The sequence below is a fragment of the Sphingomonas sp. AP4-R1 genome, from assembly GCF_013113735.1.
Taxonomy (GTDB): Bacteria; Pseudomonadota; Alphaproteobacteria; order Sphingomonadales; family Sphingomonadaceae; genus Sphingomonas_I.
Genome location: NZ_CP053346.1, coordinates 1,270,661 through 1,285,693 on the forward strand (window position 1 = coordinate 1,270,661; position 15,033 = coordinate 1,285,693).

General features: G+C 67.9%; 18 protein-coding genes. 16 read left to right on the top strand and 2 right to left on the bottom strand.

Annotated features, from left to right (window positions below; translation table 11 throughout):
- The first annotated feature begins 87 nt into the window (after window positions 1-87).
- From HL653_RS06225 to HL653_RS06240, 4 genes are read left to right on the top strand one after another with little or no spacing between them, the layout of a single operon-like run.
- Complete coding sequence (locus HL653_RS06225) at window positions 88-594, top strand: flagellar basal body-associated FliL family protein (protein WP_253717617.1); 507 nt, start codon at window positions 88-90, stop codon at window positions 592-594.
- On the top strand, window positions 591-1,607 hold the full coding sequence (gene fliM / locus HL653_RS06230; protein WP_171743754.1) for a flagellar motor switch protein FliM: 1,017 nt from the start codon (window positions 591-593) through the stop codon (window positions 1,605-1,607). The genes HL653_RS06225 and fliM overlap by 4 nt, the downstream gene beginning before the upstream one ends.
- Window positions 1,604-2,056, top strand: a complete 453-nt coding sequence (locus HL653_RS06235; protein ID WP_171743755.1) for a DUF6468 domain-containing protein — start codon at window positions 1,604-1,606, stop codon at window positions 2,054-2,056. Before fliM ends, HL653_RS06235 begins: the two co-directional genes overlap by 4 nt.
- Window positions 2,053-2,829, top strand: a complete 777-nt coding sequence (locus tag HL653_RS06240) for a MotE family protein (protein WP_216599957.1) — start codon at window positions 2,053-2,055, stop codon at window positions 2,827-2,829. Before HL653_RS06235 ends, HL653_RS06240 begins: the two co-directional genes overlap by 4 nt.
- A gap of 205 nt (window positions 2,830-3,034) precedes the next feature.
- Here the strand turns inward: HL653_RS06240 and HL653_RS06245 are convergent, their stop codons facing one another.
- Window positions 3,035-3,457 carry a hypothetical protein gene (locus HL653_RS06245; protein WP_171743756.1) on the bottom strand — a complete coding sequence of 141 codons (423 nt, stop codon included), beginning with the start codon at window positions 3,455-3,457 and terminating at the stop codon, window positions 3,035-3,037.
- Window positions 3,458-3,550: 93 nt separating this feature from the next.
- On the opposite strand from HL653_RS06245, the gene HL653_RS06250 reads away from it, so the two are divergent.
- The 8 genes from HL653_RS06250 to HL653_RS06285 all read left to right on the top strand — a co-directional run bounded on the left by HL653_RS06250 (window position 3,551) and on the right by HL653_RS06285 (window position 10,460).
- Window positions 3,551-3,820: a hypothetical protein gene (locus HL653_RS06250; protein ID WP_171743757.1), complete on the top strand. Its 270-nt coding sequence runs from the start codon at window positions 3,551-3,553 to the stop codon at window positions 3,818-3,820.
- Window positions 3,817-5,616 (top strand): hypothetical protein, encoded by a 1,800-nt coding sequence (locus HL653_RS06255; protein ID WP_171743758.1) that lies wholly within the window; start codon window positions 3,817-3,819, stop codon window positions 5,614-5,616. Before HL653_RS06250 ends, HL653_RS06255 begins: the two co-directional genes overlap by 4 nt.
- A 42-nt stretch (window positions 5,617-5,658) precedes the next feature.
- A complete protein-coding gene (locus HL653_RS06260; RefSeq protein WP_171743759.1) occupies window positions 5,659-7,089 on the top strand; it encodes a methyl-accepting chemotaxis protein in 1,431 nt (476 codons plus the stop codon).
- A 43-nt stretch (window positions 7,090-7,132) separates the two neighbouring features.
- Complete coding sequence (locus HL653_RS06265) at window positions 7,133-8,023, top strand: protein-glutamate O-methyltransferase CheR (RefSeq protein WP_253717620.1); 891 nt, start codon at window positions 7,133-7,135, stop codon at window positions 8,021-8,023.
- Entirely contained in the window at window positions 8,020-9,048 is a 1,029-nt protein-coding gene (locus tag HL653_RS06270) for a chemotaxis response regulator protein-glutamate methylesterase (RefSeq protein ID WP_171743760.1), read from the top strand. The genes HL653_RS06265 and HL653_RS06270 overlap by 4 nt, the downstream gene beginning before the upstream one ends.
- Window positions 9,049-9,095: 47 nt before the next feature.
- The gene (locus HL653_RS06275; RefSeq protein ID WP_171743761.1) at window positions 9,096-9,671 is read left to right on the top strand and encodes a chemotaxis protein CheD; all 576 of its coding nucleotides are present in this window, start codon (window positions 9,096-9,098) and stop codon (window positions 9,669-9,671) included.
- 55 nt (window positions 9,672-9,726) lie between these two features.
- Window positions 9,727-10,167 carry a chemotaxis protein CheW gene (locus HL653_RS06280; protein WP_171743762.1) on the top strand — a complete coding sequence of 147 codons (441 nt, stop codon included), beginning with the start codon at window positions 9,727-9,729 and terminating at the stop codon, window positions 10,165-10,167.
- 80 nt (window positions 10,168-10,247) lie between these two features.
- Complete coding sequence (locus HL653_RS06285; RefSeq protein WP_171743763.1) at window positions 10,248-10,460, top strand: hypothetical protein; 213 nt, start codon at window positions 10,248-10,250, stop codon at window positions 10,458-10,460.
- 209 nt (window positions 10,461-10,669) lie between these two features.
- Here the strand turns inward: HL653_RS06285 and flaF are convergent, their stop codons facing one another.
- Complete coding sequence (gene flaF, locus HL653_RS06290) at window positions 10,670-11,044, bottom strand: flagellar biosynthesis regulator FlaF (RefSeq protein ID WP_171743764.1); 375 nt, start codon at window positions 11,042-11,044, stop codon at window positions 10,670-10,672.
- 179 nt (window positions 11,045-11,223) lie between these two features.
- On the opposite strand from flaF, the gene motA reads away from it, so the two are divergent.
- The 4 genes from motA to HL653_RS06310 are packed head-to-tail and all read left to right on the top strand — an operon-like array spanning window position 11,224 to window position 14,962.
- Window positions 11,224-12,114, top strand: a complete 891-nt coding sequence (gene motA / locus HL653_RS06295) for a flagellar motor stator protein MotA (protein ID WP_171743765.1) — start codon at window positions 11,224-11,226, stop codon at window positions 12,112-12,114.
- Between the two features lie 40 nt (window positions 12,115-12,154).
- On the top strand, window positions 12,155-12,454 hold the full coding sequence (locus HL653_RS06300; RefSeq protein WP_171743766.1) for an STAS domain-containing protein: 300 nt from the start codon (window positions 12,155-12,157) through the stop codon (window positions 12,452-12,454).
- On the top strand, window positions 12,447-12,812 hold the full coding sequence (locus tag HL653_RS06305; RefSeq protein WP_171743767.1) for a response regulator: 366 nt from the start codon (window positions 12,447-12,449) through the stop codon (window positions 12,810-12,812). The genes HL653_RS06300 and HL653_RS06305 overlap by 8 nt, the downstream gene beginning before the upstream one ends.
- Entirely contained in the window at window positions 12,803-14,962 is a 2,160-nt protein-coding gene (locus HL653_RS06310; RefSeq protein ID WP_171743768.1) for a chemotaxis protein CheA, read from the top strand. Before HL653_RS06305 ends, HL653_RS06310 begins: the two co-directional genes overlap by 10 nt.
- Window positions 14,963-15,033 lie beyond the last annotated feature (71 nt).

Consider the following 15,033-nt stretch of genomic DNA (forward strand, 5'->3'; position numbering starts at 1 on the left):
GAGCGGCCTCGTCATCCGGCGATTTCATCCCGCGATCGAACGGCCCGGTGGCCGGCGATCGCGCCACATCAGCAAGGGGGCAGACAGGTGCCGGAGATTGCGCTCGACGGTTCGATGGACGAGGATCCGATGGCGATGCCGGCGCCTGAAAGGGCGGGGCGTGCGCCGCCCAGGGCCGTGCTGATCGCGATCGTGGCGGTGCTGCTGCTGGCGGTGGCGGGGGGGGCCTTCTTCTGGCTGCGCGGCGGCGCGGCAGGCGAGGACGCCCCGGCCGCGACCGTCACGGATTCGACCGCTTATGTCGATGCGCCCGCGATGGTGGTGAACATGCGCAGCGCCGATGGCCGCACGCATTTCCTGAAGCTGCGCTTCGTGATCGTGGCGACCAGCGCCTCGCAGACGGATCGCATCACGCAGCGCATGCCCGCGATCGTCGATGGGCTGCAATCCTTCCTGCGCGAGCTTCGTCCCGAGGATCTCAGCGGCTCCGCCGCCGTCTTCCGCGTGAAGGAGGAGATGATGATCCGCACCCGCGCCGTGCTGGGCGCGGGCAGCGTCAGCGACATCCTCATCCAGGATCTGGTGGAACAATGATCGACGATATGGACGCCTCCGGCCCCGATCTGCCGGGCTTCTCGCTCGGCTCCGGCGATACGTTCGATCAGGCGGGCATCGATGCGATCTTCGGTTTCTCCAGCCAGGAGAGCCCGCAGGTGCGCAAGGGGCTGCGCGCGCTGCTCGATGCGAACGTGATCAGCCATGAGCGGCTGCCGATGCTGGAAGTGGTGTGCGAACGGATGGTGCGCACCTTCGCCACCAGCATGCGCAACCTCACCTCGGACGCGATCGACGTGCATATGGAGGAGGTCACCTCCACCCGCTTCGGCGATTTCATGAACCGTCTGCCGCTGCCGGCGATGATCGGGGTGTTCCACGTCAAGGAGTGGGACAATTATGGCGTCGTCACGGTCAATTCCAGCCTGATCTACGCCGTCGTCGATGCGCTGCTCGGCGGGCGGAAAGGCAATGGCGCCGTCCGCATCGACGGGCGCGCCTTCACCGCGATCGAGACGATGCTGGTGAGCAAGATGATCCAGCTCGCGCTCGACGATTTCTCGGCATCGTTCGAGGCGATCGAGCCCGTGACGATGAAGCTGGAGCGCGTAGAGGCCAGCCCGCGCTTCGCCGCCATCGCCGGCCCCAGCAACCTGACGGCCGTCGCCACCTTCCGCGTCGACATGGAAGGGCGCGGCGGCAAGTTCAACGTGCTGCTGCCCTATGCCACGATCGAGCCGGTGCGCGACAAATTGCTGCAGCGCTTCGTGGGCGAGAAGCTCGGCCGCGACAGGATGTGGGAAATGCACATGGAGTCCGAGATCCGGCAGACCGAAATCTGTCTGGATGTCGTGCTCGGCGAGACGGCGGTGCGCGTGCAGGATTATGTCGCGCTGAAGGTGGGGCAGACGATCAGCCTGCACACCAGCCCTGACGATCCGCTGGAGGTCACGTGCGGCGGCGTCACGCTGGGCACGGCGCAGATCGGCCGCCGGTCCGGGCGGGTCGCGATCCAGATGTTGAACGACATCGGCAAGGGAGCATCGCAATGAGCCTTACGATCATCTCCAATATCGTCGTCAGCATCCTGTGCGTCGGCGTGCTGATCCAGGTGACGCGGATGAGCCTCGCGCTCCGCACGCTCCAGCGCAGCGACATCGGCGAGACGGTGGCCGCGCTGGACCATGCCACCGCGCGCGCCACGGCGACGCTCGCCGAATTCCAGCGCGCGCTGGCGGCGGAATCGGCGGCGAACCATCGCAGCCTCTCGTCGGGCGAGGCGCTGCGCGACGAGCTTTCGGTGATGGTGGGCGTCGGCAACAATATCGCCGATCGCATCATGGAGGCCGCCGCCACCGTCGCCACGCCCCACTGGGCCGCCGTGCCCGAAGGTGCGGGGGACGAAGGCGTGGTGGAGGACAGCGCGCCTGATGAGGGCGCCGAGCCCGCCGACATCGACGAGCCGGAGCGCGAACCGGCCATGGCCGGGGGCGGACGATGACGGGCGCACCCGCTTCGAACGCTCCGGCGCCGACGCGCGCGCGCGGGCGCCTGCTGCGGCCGTCCCTGCTCTCGCTCACGATCGCGGCGGTCGGCGTGTCGGCCGTCGCGCATGCGATGACGGTGGCGGGGGCGGCGCAGGCCGGAGCCTCCGCGCCGCCGCCGACGCGCCTCGGCGTCTCGATCCAGCAAAGCATGTCCGAGCGCGATCAGGAGATCGCCAGGCGGATGCGCGCCGCGACCCTGCGCGAGCAGAGCGCGCGGGCGGTCGAGCAGAGGCTGAAGGCGGATGCGGAATCCCGTCGCGCGCAAACCGACGCGCAGGCCAAGGCCGGCGCCGACGATGCCGAGGCGCCCAAGCCGATCGAGGATCTGGCGCGCATCTATCAGACGATGAAGCCCGCGCGGGCGGCGCCGATCTTCGCGGCGCTGGATCTCGATATCCAGACGCAGATCGCCCGGCGGATGCGCGAGCGCGCCGTCGCTTTGCTGATGGCCAATATGGATCCGCTGTCGGCGGTGCGGCTCAGCATGTCGCTCGCCGGGCGCAGGCCGATCGCGCTCGCCGTTCCGGTGACGCCGGCAGCGCAGATGCAGGTGACCGAGACACGCGCGCAACCGCCAGCGCCCGCCCCGCGCGAGAAGGCGTCCACTCCCGCGCCCGCCGGCGAGCGGATCGCGAGCGCGGCCGATGCCCGCCAGACCACCCGCCCGCGCGTCCCCACCATCGCCGCGCCGCGCGTGGCGCCGGAGGCCGCGCCCGTCAGCCGGTGAGGGGGCGGCCTCGGCGCCGCCGGTCCTGAAAGGCGGAGGTTCAGTCCCGACGCCAAAAACCCGTTCGTGCTGAGCGCAGTCGAAGCATGGGCTGCAAGCGATGACCCATGAAGCCCGTGCTTCGACTTCGCTCAGCACGAACGGGGAGGGGGTGGTGGCTCGTGGCGGCGGGCGCACACCCCGCCGACCCGGTGAGCGCACCCCCTCACACGGGTGACGCGCTGAGCGCCACGATCAGCACGCGCCGCACCGTCTTGTCCCGCGCCTTCACGCGCGCGTTGAGCGTCTTGCTCAGCGCCTCCGCATCCACCGGGGCGAAGCCGGAGACGTGCAGGCTGCCATAGTCCAGCATCGTCTCCACGATCCGCATGCGCACATCGGGCATGCGGCGGGCGATCAGCCCGGCCGTCATCGGGCTCGACATCTGCAGCACCAGGCGCGCGTTGATGCGCCCCTCGATCCGGCTGTTGCCGAAGATCGGCACGTCCAGATCCGCGATCGGCACGAAGGCGCCGGCTTCGGTTTCGGCGCCGCCGCCCCCGAATGGAGAATTGGCGGAAAGCTGCGCGTCTCCGGAGATGGCGGCGATGATCGGCAGGACGCCGGCGGGCAGGAAACGCGGCAACATGGGTCCTCCTAAAAAATTGTCAGCCAATTGCGCGCATCCGAACCGTCGGCCCGCGCCTAACCCTATAATAGGAGTAATTTTCGGAGCATTGTCATGAGCCGCAGCCAACAGCCCGATCGGGTCAGGATATTGTCGTCGCGCAGGCCTGCGGTCGATTTCGGTCGTCGCCGCGCGGATCCGTCGCCCGATGGCGCCGAGGAGGATGTGGCCGCCGACATCGTCGAGCTGGTCGCGGCGGCGCCTGCCGCGCCGGCCGCAGTCACGCGGTTGCCGTTGCGCCTCGTCGGCCTGTTCCTGTGCAGCAGCGCGCTCGGCGGCGCCTGCGCGGTCGCCTCCGGGCTCTTCGGGATCGCCGGGCGATGAAGGCGCTGGGGCTCGTCCTGACGGGAACCGCGACGCTGGCGAGCGGCCTCGCCGCGCTGTCGGCGCAGGCCGGCCTGCCGCCGTCCCCCGGCCCGTCGCTTCCGGCCGCGCGCCGCGAATTTGCGGCGCGGCTCGCGCAGCGTCCGCCGCTTGTCGGGCCCGATGCGTGGACCGTCATCGGCGAGGCCTCGGCCTGGACGGCGCTCTCCGCCGATCGCGATCGGCAGGCGAAGCGCTGGGATTATGCGCGCAGCCTGATCGGGCGCGGTCGCGGCTCCGAGGCGATCGGCGTGCTGGACGTGATGCAGCAGGACGATCCCGATCTGCGGATGGTGGAGGCGTTCCGGCTCGCGCGCGGCGCCGCACTCACGCTCATTCGCCGGTATCCGGATGCGGTCGCCGAATTCGATGGCCGGGACGATGGCGCGCCGCTGGCGACGCCGGAGGCCTGCGCCTGGCGGATGCGTCTGTTCTCGGAATCGGGCGATGCGGCCGATGCGCTCGCGCACGCCGGCTGTGCGTGGCCCGCCGTCCGGGCGCGCGCCGCCGCCGATCGCAAGCCCTTCCTGATCGCCGCCGCGCGATCGGCGGTGGAGAGCGGCCAGCCGGCTTATGCGTTGCGCTGGCTGGAGGGACTGCCCGATCGCGATCCGGCCGCCAATCTCTATCGCGGGCGCGCCTTGGTCGCGCTGGGACACCCCGATCGGGCACGCCTGCGGATCGCGCGCGTGCTGGAAAGCGGCACCGGCCCCGAGCGGGCCGAGGCGCGGCTGGCCATGATCGAGGGGGGCGTGGCCGATGGCACGCTCGGCCCCCGCGCCGCTTTGCTGCGGCTGGAGCAGTTCCATTATGACTGGCGCGGCGATCCCGTCGAGGAACGTGCGCTGCGCCTCACCTATCGGCTGGCCGATAGGTCGCAGGATGCGGCGGGCGCGCTGACGGCGGGCGCCACTTTGCTGCGCTATTTCGGCCCGCAGCATCAGCCGCCGGGCTTTGCCACCGGCGTGCAGGCGAAGCTCGCCACGTTGGTCGCGCCGGGCACGCGCGTCCCGCTGGATCGCGCGGCGGGGCTGTTCTGGGATTATCGCGATCTGCTGCCGAGCGGTGTCGCCGGTGACGAGATGGTCTCGGGCCTCAGCGAGAGGCTGCAGCGTGCGGGCCTGTATCAGCGCGCGGCCGCTTTGCTGGAATATCAGCTTTTCTCGCGCGCGCAGGATCTGGCGCAGGGGCCGCTCTCGGCCCGCACCGCCAGCCTGTTCATCCTCGCCGGGCGCCCGGATCACGCGCTTACGGTGCTGAACCGCACGAACAACATCGCCTTCACGGACGACATGCTGGGCGATCGCCGGCGCGTGGAGGCGGTGGCGCTCTATCATACCGGCCGTGTGCAGAAAGCGCTGTCGCTGCTGAACGACGTGCCGGCGAGCGGTGCGCTGCGGGCGGAGCTGCTGTGGAAGCAGCGCAACTGGCAGGCGCTGGCCGCCACGCTGGGCCCGCTGCTGCCGGAGCCCGTCACTCGCGCCACCGCGCCGATCAGCGATGTCGATCAGGCGATCGTGCTGCGCCAGGCGATCGCGCTGGCGATGCTGGGGCGTGGCGCCGATCTGCAGGCGCTGCACGGCCGCTACGCGGCGACGTTCGCGGCTCTGCCTTCGGCCAGCCTGTTCAACATGCTCACCGGCCCTGTCGAGGCCCTCGATCCCGCTTTGATCAGCCGCGCCATGGCAGCGATGCCGGCGGCCAGCCCGGCGGGATCCATGGCCGATCTGATCGACGCGCCGATGGGCCGCGTCTGACCCAATTCATTGTCCGAAACCGTCCGAGCAAGGGGAAAGCAAATGATCACATGGTTCGTCCAGACTGCGCCGATCCGGCAAAAGCTGTTTGTTGCGTTCACGCTTTGCGTTCTGGTGCAGTTGGCGGGCGGCGTGGCCGGTCTGCTGATCCCGTCGAAGGACCTGATCCTCATCGTCGCGGGCTTCATCGCATCGGGCGTGCTTTCGCTCACGCTCTGCAAGATGATCGCCGATCCGTACGTCGCCACCGTCATCGAGATGGAGACGCTGGCGGGTGGCAATCTCGATGTCGAGATGACGCGCCGCAACTATAAGGACTGTGTCGGCCGGCTCTCGCGCGCCATGGCGGTGTTCCGGGATTCGACCGCGCAGGGCATCGCGCTCGCCAAGAAGGAGGAAACCCACGCCCAGCAGCAGGCGGTGATCGTCAACGCGCTGGCGAGCGGGCTGAAGGCGCTGGCGGCGGGCGATCTGCAGCATCGCATCAACGCCTCGTTCCCGAGCGAATATGAGCAGCTGCGCGCCGACTTCAACGCCGCGATGGACAACCTCGCCGATATCATGGTGCAGGTCTCCAGCTCGGCCGACAGCATCAAGACGGGCTCGGCCGAGATCAGCTCGGCGTCCGACGATCTGTCGCGCCGCACCGAGCATCAGGCGGCGTCGCTCGCGGAGAGCGCCGCCTCGATGGATCAGGTGACGGCGATGGTGCGCGAGACGGCGGCGGGGGCCGGCGCGGTCCGCTCGTCGGTCGCCGAGGCGCATGGCGATGCCACCAAGGGCGGCAAGGTCGTGCAGGATGCGATCGTCGCGATGGACGGCATCGAGCGCAGCTCGCAGGAGATCGCGCAGATCATCAGCGTGATCGACGGCATCGCCTTCCAGACCAACCTGCTCGCGCTGAACGCGGGCGTGGAGGCGGCGCGCGCCGGCGATGCCGGCAAGGGCTTTGCGGTGGTCGCCAACGAGGTGCGCGCGCTCGCCCAGCGCTCGGCCGATGCCGCCAAGGACATCAAGGCGCTGATCACCGCCAGCAGCAAGCAGGTGGAAAGCGGCGTGCAGCTGGTGGGCGAAACCGGCCGGATGCTCGCCAACATCGTCGCCAAGGTGGGCGAGATCAGCGGCGCGATCAGCGTGATCTCGGCCTCCACGGAGACGCAGGCCGCCAATCTGCAGCAGGTCAATGGCGCGGTCGGCGACATGGACAAGATGACGCAGCAGAATGCCGCGATGGTGGAGGAGTCGACCGCCGCCGCGCGCAGCCTGGCGGCCGAGGCTGATCATCTGGCCGAACTGGTGACGCAGTTCGATCTCGGCCACGGTGGCGGCTCCGCGCCGGCCCGCAACAATCGCAACGTGCGCACGATCAAGTCCGCACCGCGCGCCAAGCGGGCGTCCGCGCCGCTCGTCCACGGCAATCTGGCGCTCGCCCAGACCCAGCCCGCCGACGACAGCGACTGGACCGAATTCTGATCCTCCTGCCGCGCCCGTGCCGCAAGAACAGAAAGTACAAGCCATGAAGAATATGCGGCTGATCCAGGCCGGTGAGCCGGCAGAAGCCGGCGGCACCGGCGCGGCGACCGAATATGCGTATCGCAAGCAGGATTTCGAGGCGATCTCCGCTTTGGTCTATGACCATGCGGGGATCACCCTCGCCGATGGCAAATCGACGATGGTCTATTCGCGCCTGGCCAAAAAGCTGCGCGCCAAGGGCCTCGACAGTTTCGCGGACTATGTCGCGCTGGTCCGGCGCGATCCGGCGGAGCTGGCCGCCTGCATTGAGGCGCTCACCACCAATCACACGCGGCTCTTTCGCGAGGGCCATCATTTCGATCATTTCCATGCCCATGTCCGCAGCGGGCTGCTGGCCAAGGCGATGCGCCGCAGCAAGGTGCGCCTCTGGTCGGCGGGATGCTCCAGCGGCGAGGAAGTCTATTCGCTGACGATGACGCTGCTGGGCCGCGATCGCGAGGCGGCCTCGATGATCGGCGGCGCCGATCTGCTGCTGCTGGCGAGCGACATCAACGAGCGCGTCCTCGCGCTCGGCCGTGCCGCCCAGTATCGAGGCGGCGACGTCACCGACATTCCCGAGCCGTATCGCAGCCTCTGGACCCAGCGGACGGCCGACGGCTTCGAGATACGCGAGGAGGCGCGCCGGCTGGTGCGCTTCCGGCAGCTCAATCTGCTCCATGCCTGGCCGATTTCGGGCCAGTTCGACGTGATCTTCTGCCGCAACACGATGATCTATTTCGATGAGGAGACGAAGGCGCGCCTCCTCTCGGGCTTCGCCGATCGGCTGCTGAGTGGCGGCTATCTCTATATCGGCCATTCGGAGCGGCTGGTCGGTCCCGCCACCGCCAGGTTCAAGAGCGTCGGCCAGACCATCTATCAGAAGGTGGCGGCATGATCGTCCGCACCGTGATCGTCGACGATTCTCCCACGATGCGTCGCCTGATCGCGACGATGCTGCGCCGCGATCCCGACATCCTCGTGATCGGCGAGGCGGACGGGGTCGAGAGCGCGCGCCAGCTGATCCGCGATCTGAACCCGGACGTGGTGACGCTCGACGTGGAGATGCCGGGCATGAACGGGCTCGATTTTCTCGAGCGGATCATGCGCCTGCGGCCAATGCCCGTCGTGATGGTATCGACGCTCACCGCGCACGGCGCGGACGTGACGTTGCGCGCGCTGGAGCTGGGCGCGGTCGATTATTTCCCGAAGCCCACCGGCCCGATCGAGGATTTGTTGCGCACCGACGATGGCAGCCTCGCCAGTAAGGTGCGCGATGCGGCGCGGACCTGCGTGCAGGCGCGCGCGCGTCGCCGCGCGTCCACGATGCCGCCACAGCTCAATTTCAACGGCAACGGCTTCCTGATCGGCATCGGAGCGTCCACCGGCGGGGTCGAGGCCCTGCTGGAGGTGCTGAGCGGCTTTCCCGCCAATTGCCCGCCGACCGTGGTGGTGCAGCATATGCCGGGCACCTTCACGCAGCAATTCGCGAACCGGCTGGACCAGCAATGCCTGCCCACCGTGGAGATCGCGCGCCAGGATGCGTTCCTGCAGCCCGGCCACGTTTATATCGCGCCCGGCGGCGAGCGGCACCTGACGCTGCGGAGCCCCGAACGTCCCTTCTGCAGCCTGCGCGAAGGCGAAACGGTGAGCGGTCATCGCCCCTCGGTCGACATGCTGTTTCGCTCGATCGCGAAGATCGCCGGCGGCCGCGCCGTGGGCGTGCTGCTGACGGGCATGGGTGCGGACGGCGCCGCCGGCCTGCTGGAGATGCGGACCAGCGGCTGCGTCACGATCGCGCAGGACAAATCCACCAGCGTCGTCTTCGGCATGCCGCGCATCGCGATCGAGATGGAGGCGGCCAATCACGTCGTGCCGCTCGGCCGCATCGCCGCCAAGGCGATCGAACTGTGCAGCGCGTGATGATGCAGCATCCATCCCCCTCTCTTCTCAGCCCTGCCGGAGTTCGCATGACGGGATCCTCGACGGCCACCGCCCCGCGTCCCGCGCCGGAACAGCGCCGGATGATCACGATCGTCGAGGGCACGCAGCATGTGACGCGCGACCCCGCCGAGATACTGACGACGGTGCTGGGCAGCTGCGTCGCCGCCTGTCTGTTCGATCCCATGCTGGGGATTGGCGGGATGAACCATTTCCTGCTGGCGGAGCCTGACGGGTCCGCCGCCAGCGCCGCGCAGGAGGAGCGTTACGGCGCCTATGCGATGGAGCTTCTCGTCAACGAGATGCTGAAGCGCGGCGCGCTGCGCTCCCGTCTGCGCGCGCACCTTTATGGTGGCGGAAGTCTCCGCGCCGGCATGGCCGATATCGGCGCGCGCAACGGCGCTTTCGCCCGCGACTTCCTGGAGAAGGACGGGATCGAGATCCGGCACATGAATCTGGGCGGGCAGGTGGCGCGCCGGATCGAGTTTCGCGCCGCGCGCGGACAGGCGCGCTGCCGCGTGATGCCGATCGAATCCTGTCTCGATCAGGTGCCGGCCCGCCGGCAGGCGCCGCCGCCGAGCAGCGGCGATGTCGAGCTGTTCTAGGTGCTTATCCCAGCATGAATTCGTCCCACCAGGCTTCGCAGGAAGGAAGGCCATCATGATACGCCAGATCATCACCTTTCAGATCGGGGAACAGTTCCTCGGCGTCGACATCCTCGCCATTCGCGAGATCCGGGCCTGGTCGCCCACCACGCTGCTGCCGCAGGTGCCGGAGCATGTGCGCGGCGTCGTCAATCTGCGCGGCACGGTGCTGCCCGTGATCGATCTGTCGGCGCGGCTGGGCTGGGGCCTGATCGAGCCGACCGCGCGCCACGTGATCATCGTCGTCCAGATCGGCGATCAGCTGCACGGCCTGATCGTGGATGCGGTGAACGACATCGTCTCGCTGCCGGAAGAAGGCCTGCAGCCCGCGCCGAACGTGAACGAGGAGCGCGCGGCCGATTTCCTCGAAGGCCTCGCGCCCGTGGACGACAAGATGGTGATGGTCCTGTCGCTGGGCCAGCTCGCCACCGAGGTCGATCTGCTTCAGGCCGCGTGAGCCCCGGGATCGTCCGGGCGGTGCGGGTCCTGCCGCGCCGCCCGGATGCCGGGTCGGGATCAGGATGGAGATTGTGAACCATGACGCACGACGACATCGAGATCCTGGCGGCCGGCCATCTCAAATTCTATGGGCCGCGCGCGCAGCTGATGATCGACGAGATCATCAAGACGCATTCGCTGAACGAGGATTGGGACGAGGTCCGCAAGTGGAATCGCGTGAAGATCCGCATCGCGCGGCGTGAGCTGCGCGCGAAGGGCGAGACGCATATCTTCCCGCTGAGCGAGCTGTGATGGGCCGCCGAGAGCGCTGTCGCGCTGTTTGGAATGGTTTGCGGCGGCGCCTATAATTGCCCGTTCGCACTGAGCTTGTCGAAGTGCCGTTCTTTCTGCCGCAGCGAGAAGAAGGACGGTGCTTCGACAAGCTCAGCACAAACGGTTCTCTGGAATCGCGCAGCACAGCGACCCGTCGGGATCGCTGTGCCACCTATTGCTCATGCGCCTCAGTTGATGCGCGCCACCGGCGCGGCCGGCGGCATGGCCAGCCCCTCCATCACGGTGCGGTTGATCGCAATCAGTTCGTCCACCGTCTCGGCGCCCTTGATCACCTCGCTCGTGTGCCGTTCGACGAACAAGGCGAGCGAGACGATGCCCGAGCGCGTCTCCACCGGCAGCTCGTTCGCGTCGTGGAGACACAAAGTGGAGAAGGTGGACCACAATTCGCGATTGCGGTGGAGCGCCGGCATCAGGGCGACGCCGGCCAGGCCCGCGTCGCGCGCCCGGACCATGACGCTCGTGATCTCGCTGATCAGCCGATATTCCGTCGTGCGCGGCGTTTCGGAAAAGGTGCGGGCCTGCTGATAGGCATGCAGTGACATGGCAACCCCTGACATGATTCAGGCTCATTCTAGGATGCCGCATTCCGGAAGCGGTGACGCCGCCTTCTTTTTTCCGCTCCACGCTGATCGATAAGGAAAATCCGTCCCGCGCCGCGTCGGCCCCGGCATTCATCCTATAATCCACTTAACAGCCGGCCAACACGGAAGCGGATCAGCACATGTTCAACGGAATCGGCGTCGCCGTCATCCTCGTCTGCGTCTTCGGCAGCTTCCTGATGTCGGGCGGCAATATCGCCGTCATCCTCCATGCGCTCCCGCATGAGATGATGGCGATCGTGGGCGCCGGCATCGGCGCCTTCATGCTCAGCAATTCCAGCGCGATCATCAGGAAGGCGTGGGGCGGCACGCTGCGCGCGTTCCGCGGCCCGCGCTGGACGGAGGGCGACTATCGCGATCTGCTCGCCCTGATGTTCTCGCTGCTGCTGCTGTTCCGCAAGGGCGGCTCCGCCAAGATCGAGAACCATATCGATCAGCCGGAAAGCAGCGACATCTTCTCGCGCTATCCGCGCCTGCTGGCGGACGGCCAGCTGATCGATTTCCTCTGCGATTATCTGCGGATGATGACGGTCAGCTTCGATGATCCGCATCAGCTGTCGGAGGCGATGGAAGGCGATATCGAGCGTCACCATGCCGAGGAGCTGGCGCCACAGCATGCGATCCAGGTGATGGCCGACGGCCTGCCCGCGCTGGGCATCGTCGCCGCCGTGCTGGGCGTGATCAAGACGATGAGCTCGATCGATCAGCCGACCGACATATTGGGCGCGATGATCGGCGGCGCGCTGGTCGGCACCTTCCTCGGCGTGCTGCTCTCTTACTGCTTCGTCGGGCCGATCGCCTCGAAGTTGCACCAGATCGTGGATGCGGACGCCAAGCCCTATTCGATCATCAAGACGGCGATCACCGCGCACGCGCAAGGCTTGCCGCCGCAGGTCGCGATCGAGCTGGCACGCCGCATGACGCCGTCCGCCTACGCGCCGTCCTTCTCGCAGCTCGAAAGCTCGCTCGATCGCGCCCAGGAGCAGTTCCGCGAACCGCTCCGCGCGATCTGAGGCGCCCGTCAAAATACCATTCAACAGGGGGATCAGAGGCATGATCACGCTGCCCGCCCATTGCTCGACCAAAGTCGCGCCGGGGCTTCTCGCATCCTTTCTCGACCATGCCGATCGCGGTGCGGATCTGATCGTCGACGGATCGGCCGTCGATGTCGTCGGCCAGGCGGTGCTGCAGTTGCTGGTCTGCGCGAAGGCGGATGCCGATGCGGCCGGGCGCTCCTTCGCGATCGCGCCCGCCAGCGACGCGCTGGTCGCGCGCGCGATCGGCTGCAAACTCGGCCGCCAGCTCGGCCTGGACTCCATCGAGACGGACAAAGAGGGCCCCGCACATGGGTAAGGTCATTCTCACGGTCGACGATTCGGCCAGCATGCGGATGCTGCTGGCATCGTCCCTGACGCAGCAGGGCTATCACATCGAAGCCGCCGAGGATGGCGAGGTCGGCCTCGCCCGGATGCACGAGGTGAAGCCCGATCTGCTCATAACCGATATCAATATGCCCAAGATGGACGGGTTCGAGCTGATCGAGGCGGTGCGCGCGCTGGACGAGTTCCGCCGCGTGCCGATCCTCGTCCTCTCCACCGAATTTTCGGACGAGAAGAAGTCGCGTGCCCACAAGGCCGGCGCCACGGGCTGGATCACCAAGCCGTTCGATTCCGAAAAGCTGGGAACGGCGATCCGCCGTGTGTGCCCGTGAGCGGCGCCGACGACGAGCTGGACGCGATCCGGGCGATCTTCTTCGAGGAATGCACCGAGGGTCTGCAGGCGGCCGAGGAAGGGCTCACCGCGATCAACGAGGGTGAGCATTCGCCCGATATCGTCGCCAGCGTGTTCCGCGCGGTTCATTCGATCAAGGGCGGATCGGGCGCGTTCGGTTTCAGCGCGCTGCTGGGCTTCTCGCATCGTTTCGAAAATGTGCTGGACGAGATGCGGAGCAATCGCATCCTGCCGCGCCCGGACGTGATGCAGGTGATGCTCACCGCGTTCGACGTGCTGTTCGATCATGTCGCCGCCGCGCGCGATGGTTCGACGCCGCCGAATGACGAGGCCGCTTCGCACGCGCTGGACGCGCTTCTGGTCGCCGATGCCCCGGCGGCCGCGCCTGTCGCCGCTCCGCCGCCCGTCGCGGCCCAGGCGGCGCCCGAGCCGGAGGCCGATGAAATGGGCTTCGTGCCCGTGGTGATCGATCTCGATTTCTTCGGCGACGGCCCGGTCGCGGATGCGCCCGCCGTCGAGCAGGTGGCGCCCTGGCTGGTCCATTTCGCGCCCTCCGCCACCGCCCTCGCCCATGGCGGGGAGCCTTTGCTGCTGATCCGCGAACTGGAGGAGAAGGGCGCCACGATCGAGGAGGTCGATCTGTCGACGCTCCCGGCGCTGCGCGACTTCGATCCCGAGGAATGCTATTTCGGCTGGACGCTGCGCGTGCCGGGCACGGTGCCCGAGGCGGACATTCTCGACTGCTTCGATTTCGTCACCGCCCATTCGAAGGTGGATGTGCATCGCGATCCTGCGGGGATGACCGCTCCGGCCGCCGCGCCGCCCGCGTCCGCCCCGGCAGCCGTGGCGGAACAGCCCGTGCCCGCTGCGCCGGTCGCGGCTGTCGCGGCGGCCCTGCCGCCGCTGCCGGCGGCGGCTCCGGCGCCTGCCGCCGCCCAGTCGGGCCAGACGGTCCGTGTCGAGCTGAGCAAGCTGGACGAGCTGCTGAACTTCATCGGCGAACTCGTGATCCACGGATCGATCCTGTCCGATCGGCTGCAGCCGGCCGATCAGGAGCGGATCGAGCTGCCCGAACTCTCGCGCCTCACGCGCCAGATCCAGGACAGTGTGATGTCGTTGCGCGCGCAGCCGATCCGCCACGTCTTCTCGCGCATCCCGCGCATGCTGCGCGATCTGATGAGCGAGACGGGCAAGCAGGTCGTGCTGGAAACCAGCGGCGAGATGACCGAGGTCGACAAGGGCGTGCTGGAGAAGATCGGCGATCCGCTCACGCACATGATCCGCAACGCCGTCGATCACGGCATCGAATCGCCCGAGGAGCGGATCGCGGCGGGCAAGCCGCCGGTCGGCCGTATCCTCGTCGAGGCCGAGCAGAAGGGCACGCGCATCCTCGTCAAGGTGATCGACGACGGGCGCGGCATCGATCGCGCGCGCGTCCGTGCCAAGGCGATCGAGCGCGGCATCATCGGGCCGGACGCCGTCCTCTCCGAAGAGGAGATCGATGGCCTGATCTGCACGCCCGGCTTCTCCACCGCCAACAGCATCTCGTCCATTTCCGGGCGGGGCGTGGGCATGGATGTGGTGCGCAGCAACGTCACGGCGCTCGGTGGCCGGCTCGAAATCCATTCGGTGCCGGGCAAGGGGACGGAGATGTGCGTCGCCTTGCCGGTGACGCTCGCCATCCTCGATGGGATGATCGTGAAGCTGCGCGGCCAGCGCTTCGTGCTGCCGCTCACCAACGTGGTGGAAACGATCAAGCCCGAGCCCGGTCAGGTGACGGCGCTCACCGGCGGATCGGAGGTGATCTTCCTGCGCGGCAGCTACATTCCGGTTAAGCGGATCAGCGACATTCTCGGGCTGAAAGGCGGCGAGCCAGACGAGGCCGATCGCTCGCTGGTGATCATCGTCGAGAGCGACGATTTCGGCCATGTCGGCCTGATGATCGACTCGATCGAGAACCGCCGCGAGGTGGTGATCAAGAGCCTCGAGGAAAATCTGCATCCCATCCGGGGATTGGGTGGCGCCACGGTGCTGGGCGACGGATCGATCGCGCTCATCCTGGATATCGATGCGCTGATCGGCCAGCCGAAGGGGCAGGCCAAATCGGCCTATCGCGGGCTTGCGGCATGATGTGCGCGTCCCCGTCCGCGCCGGTCCGGCGCATCAGCCGCCCCAGGCGGTGCCCCGCTTCCCAAGGAGTG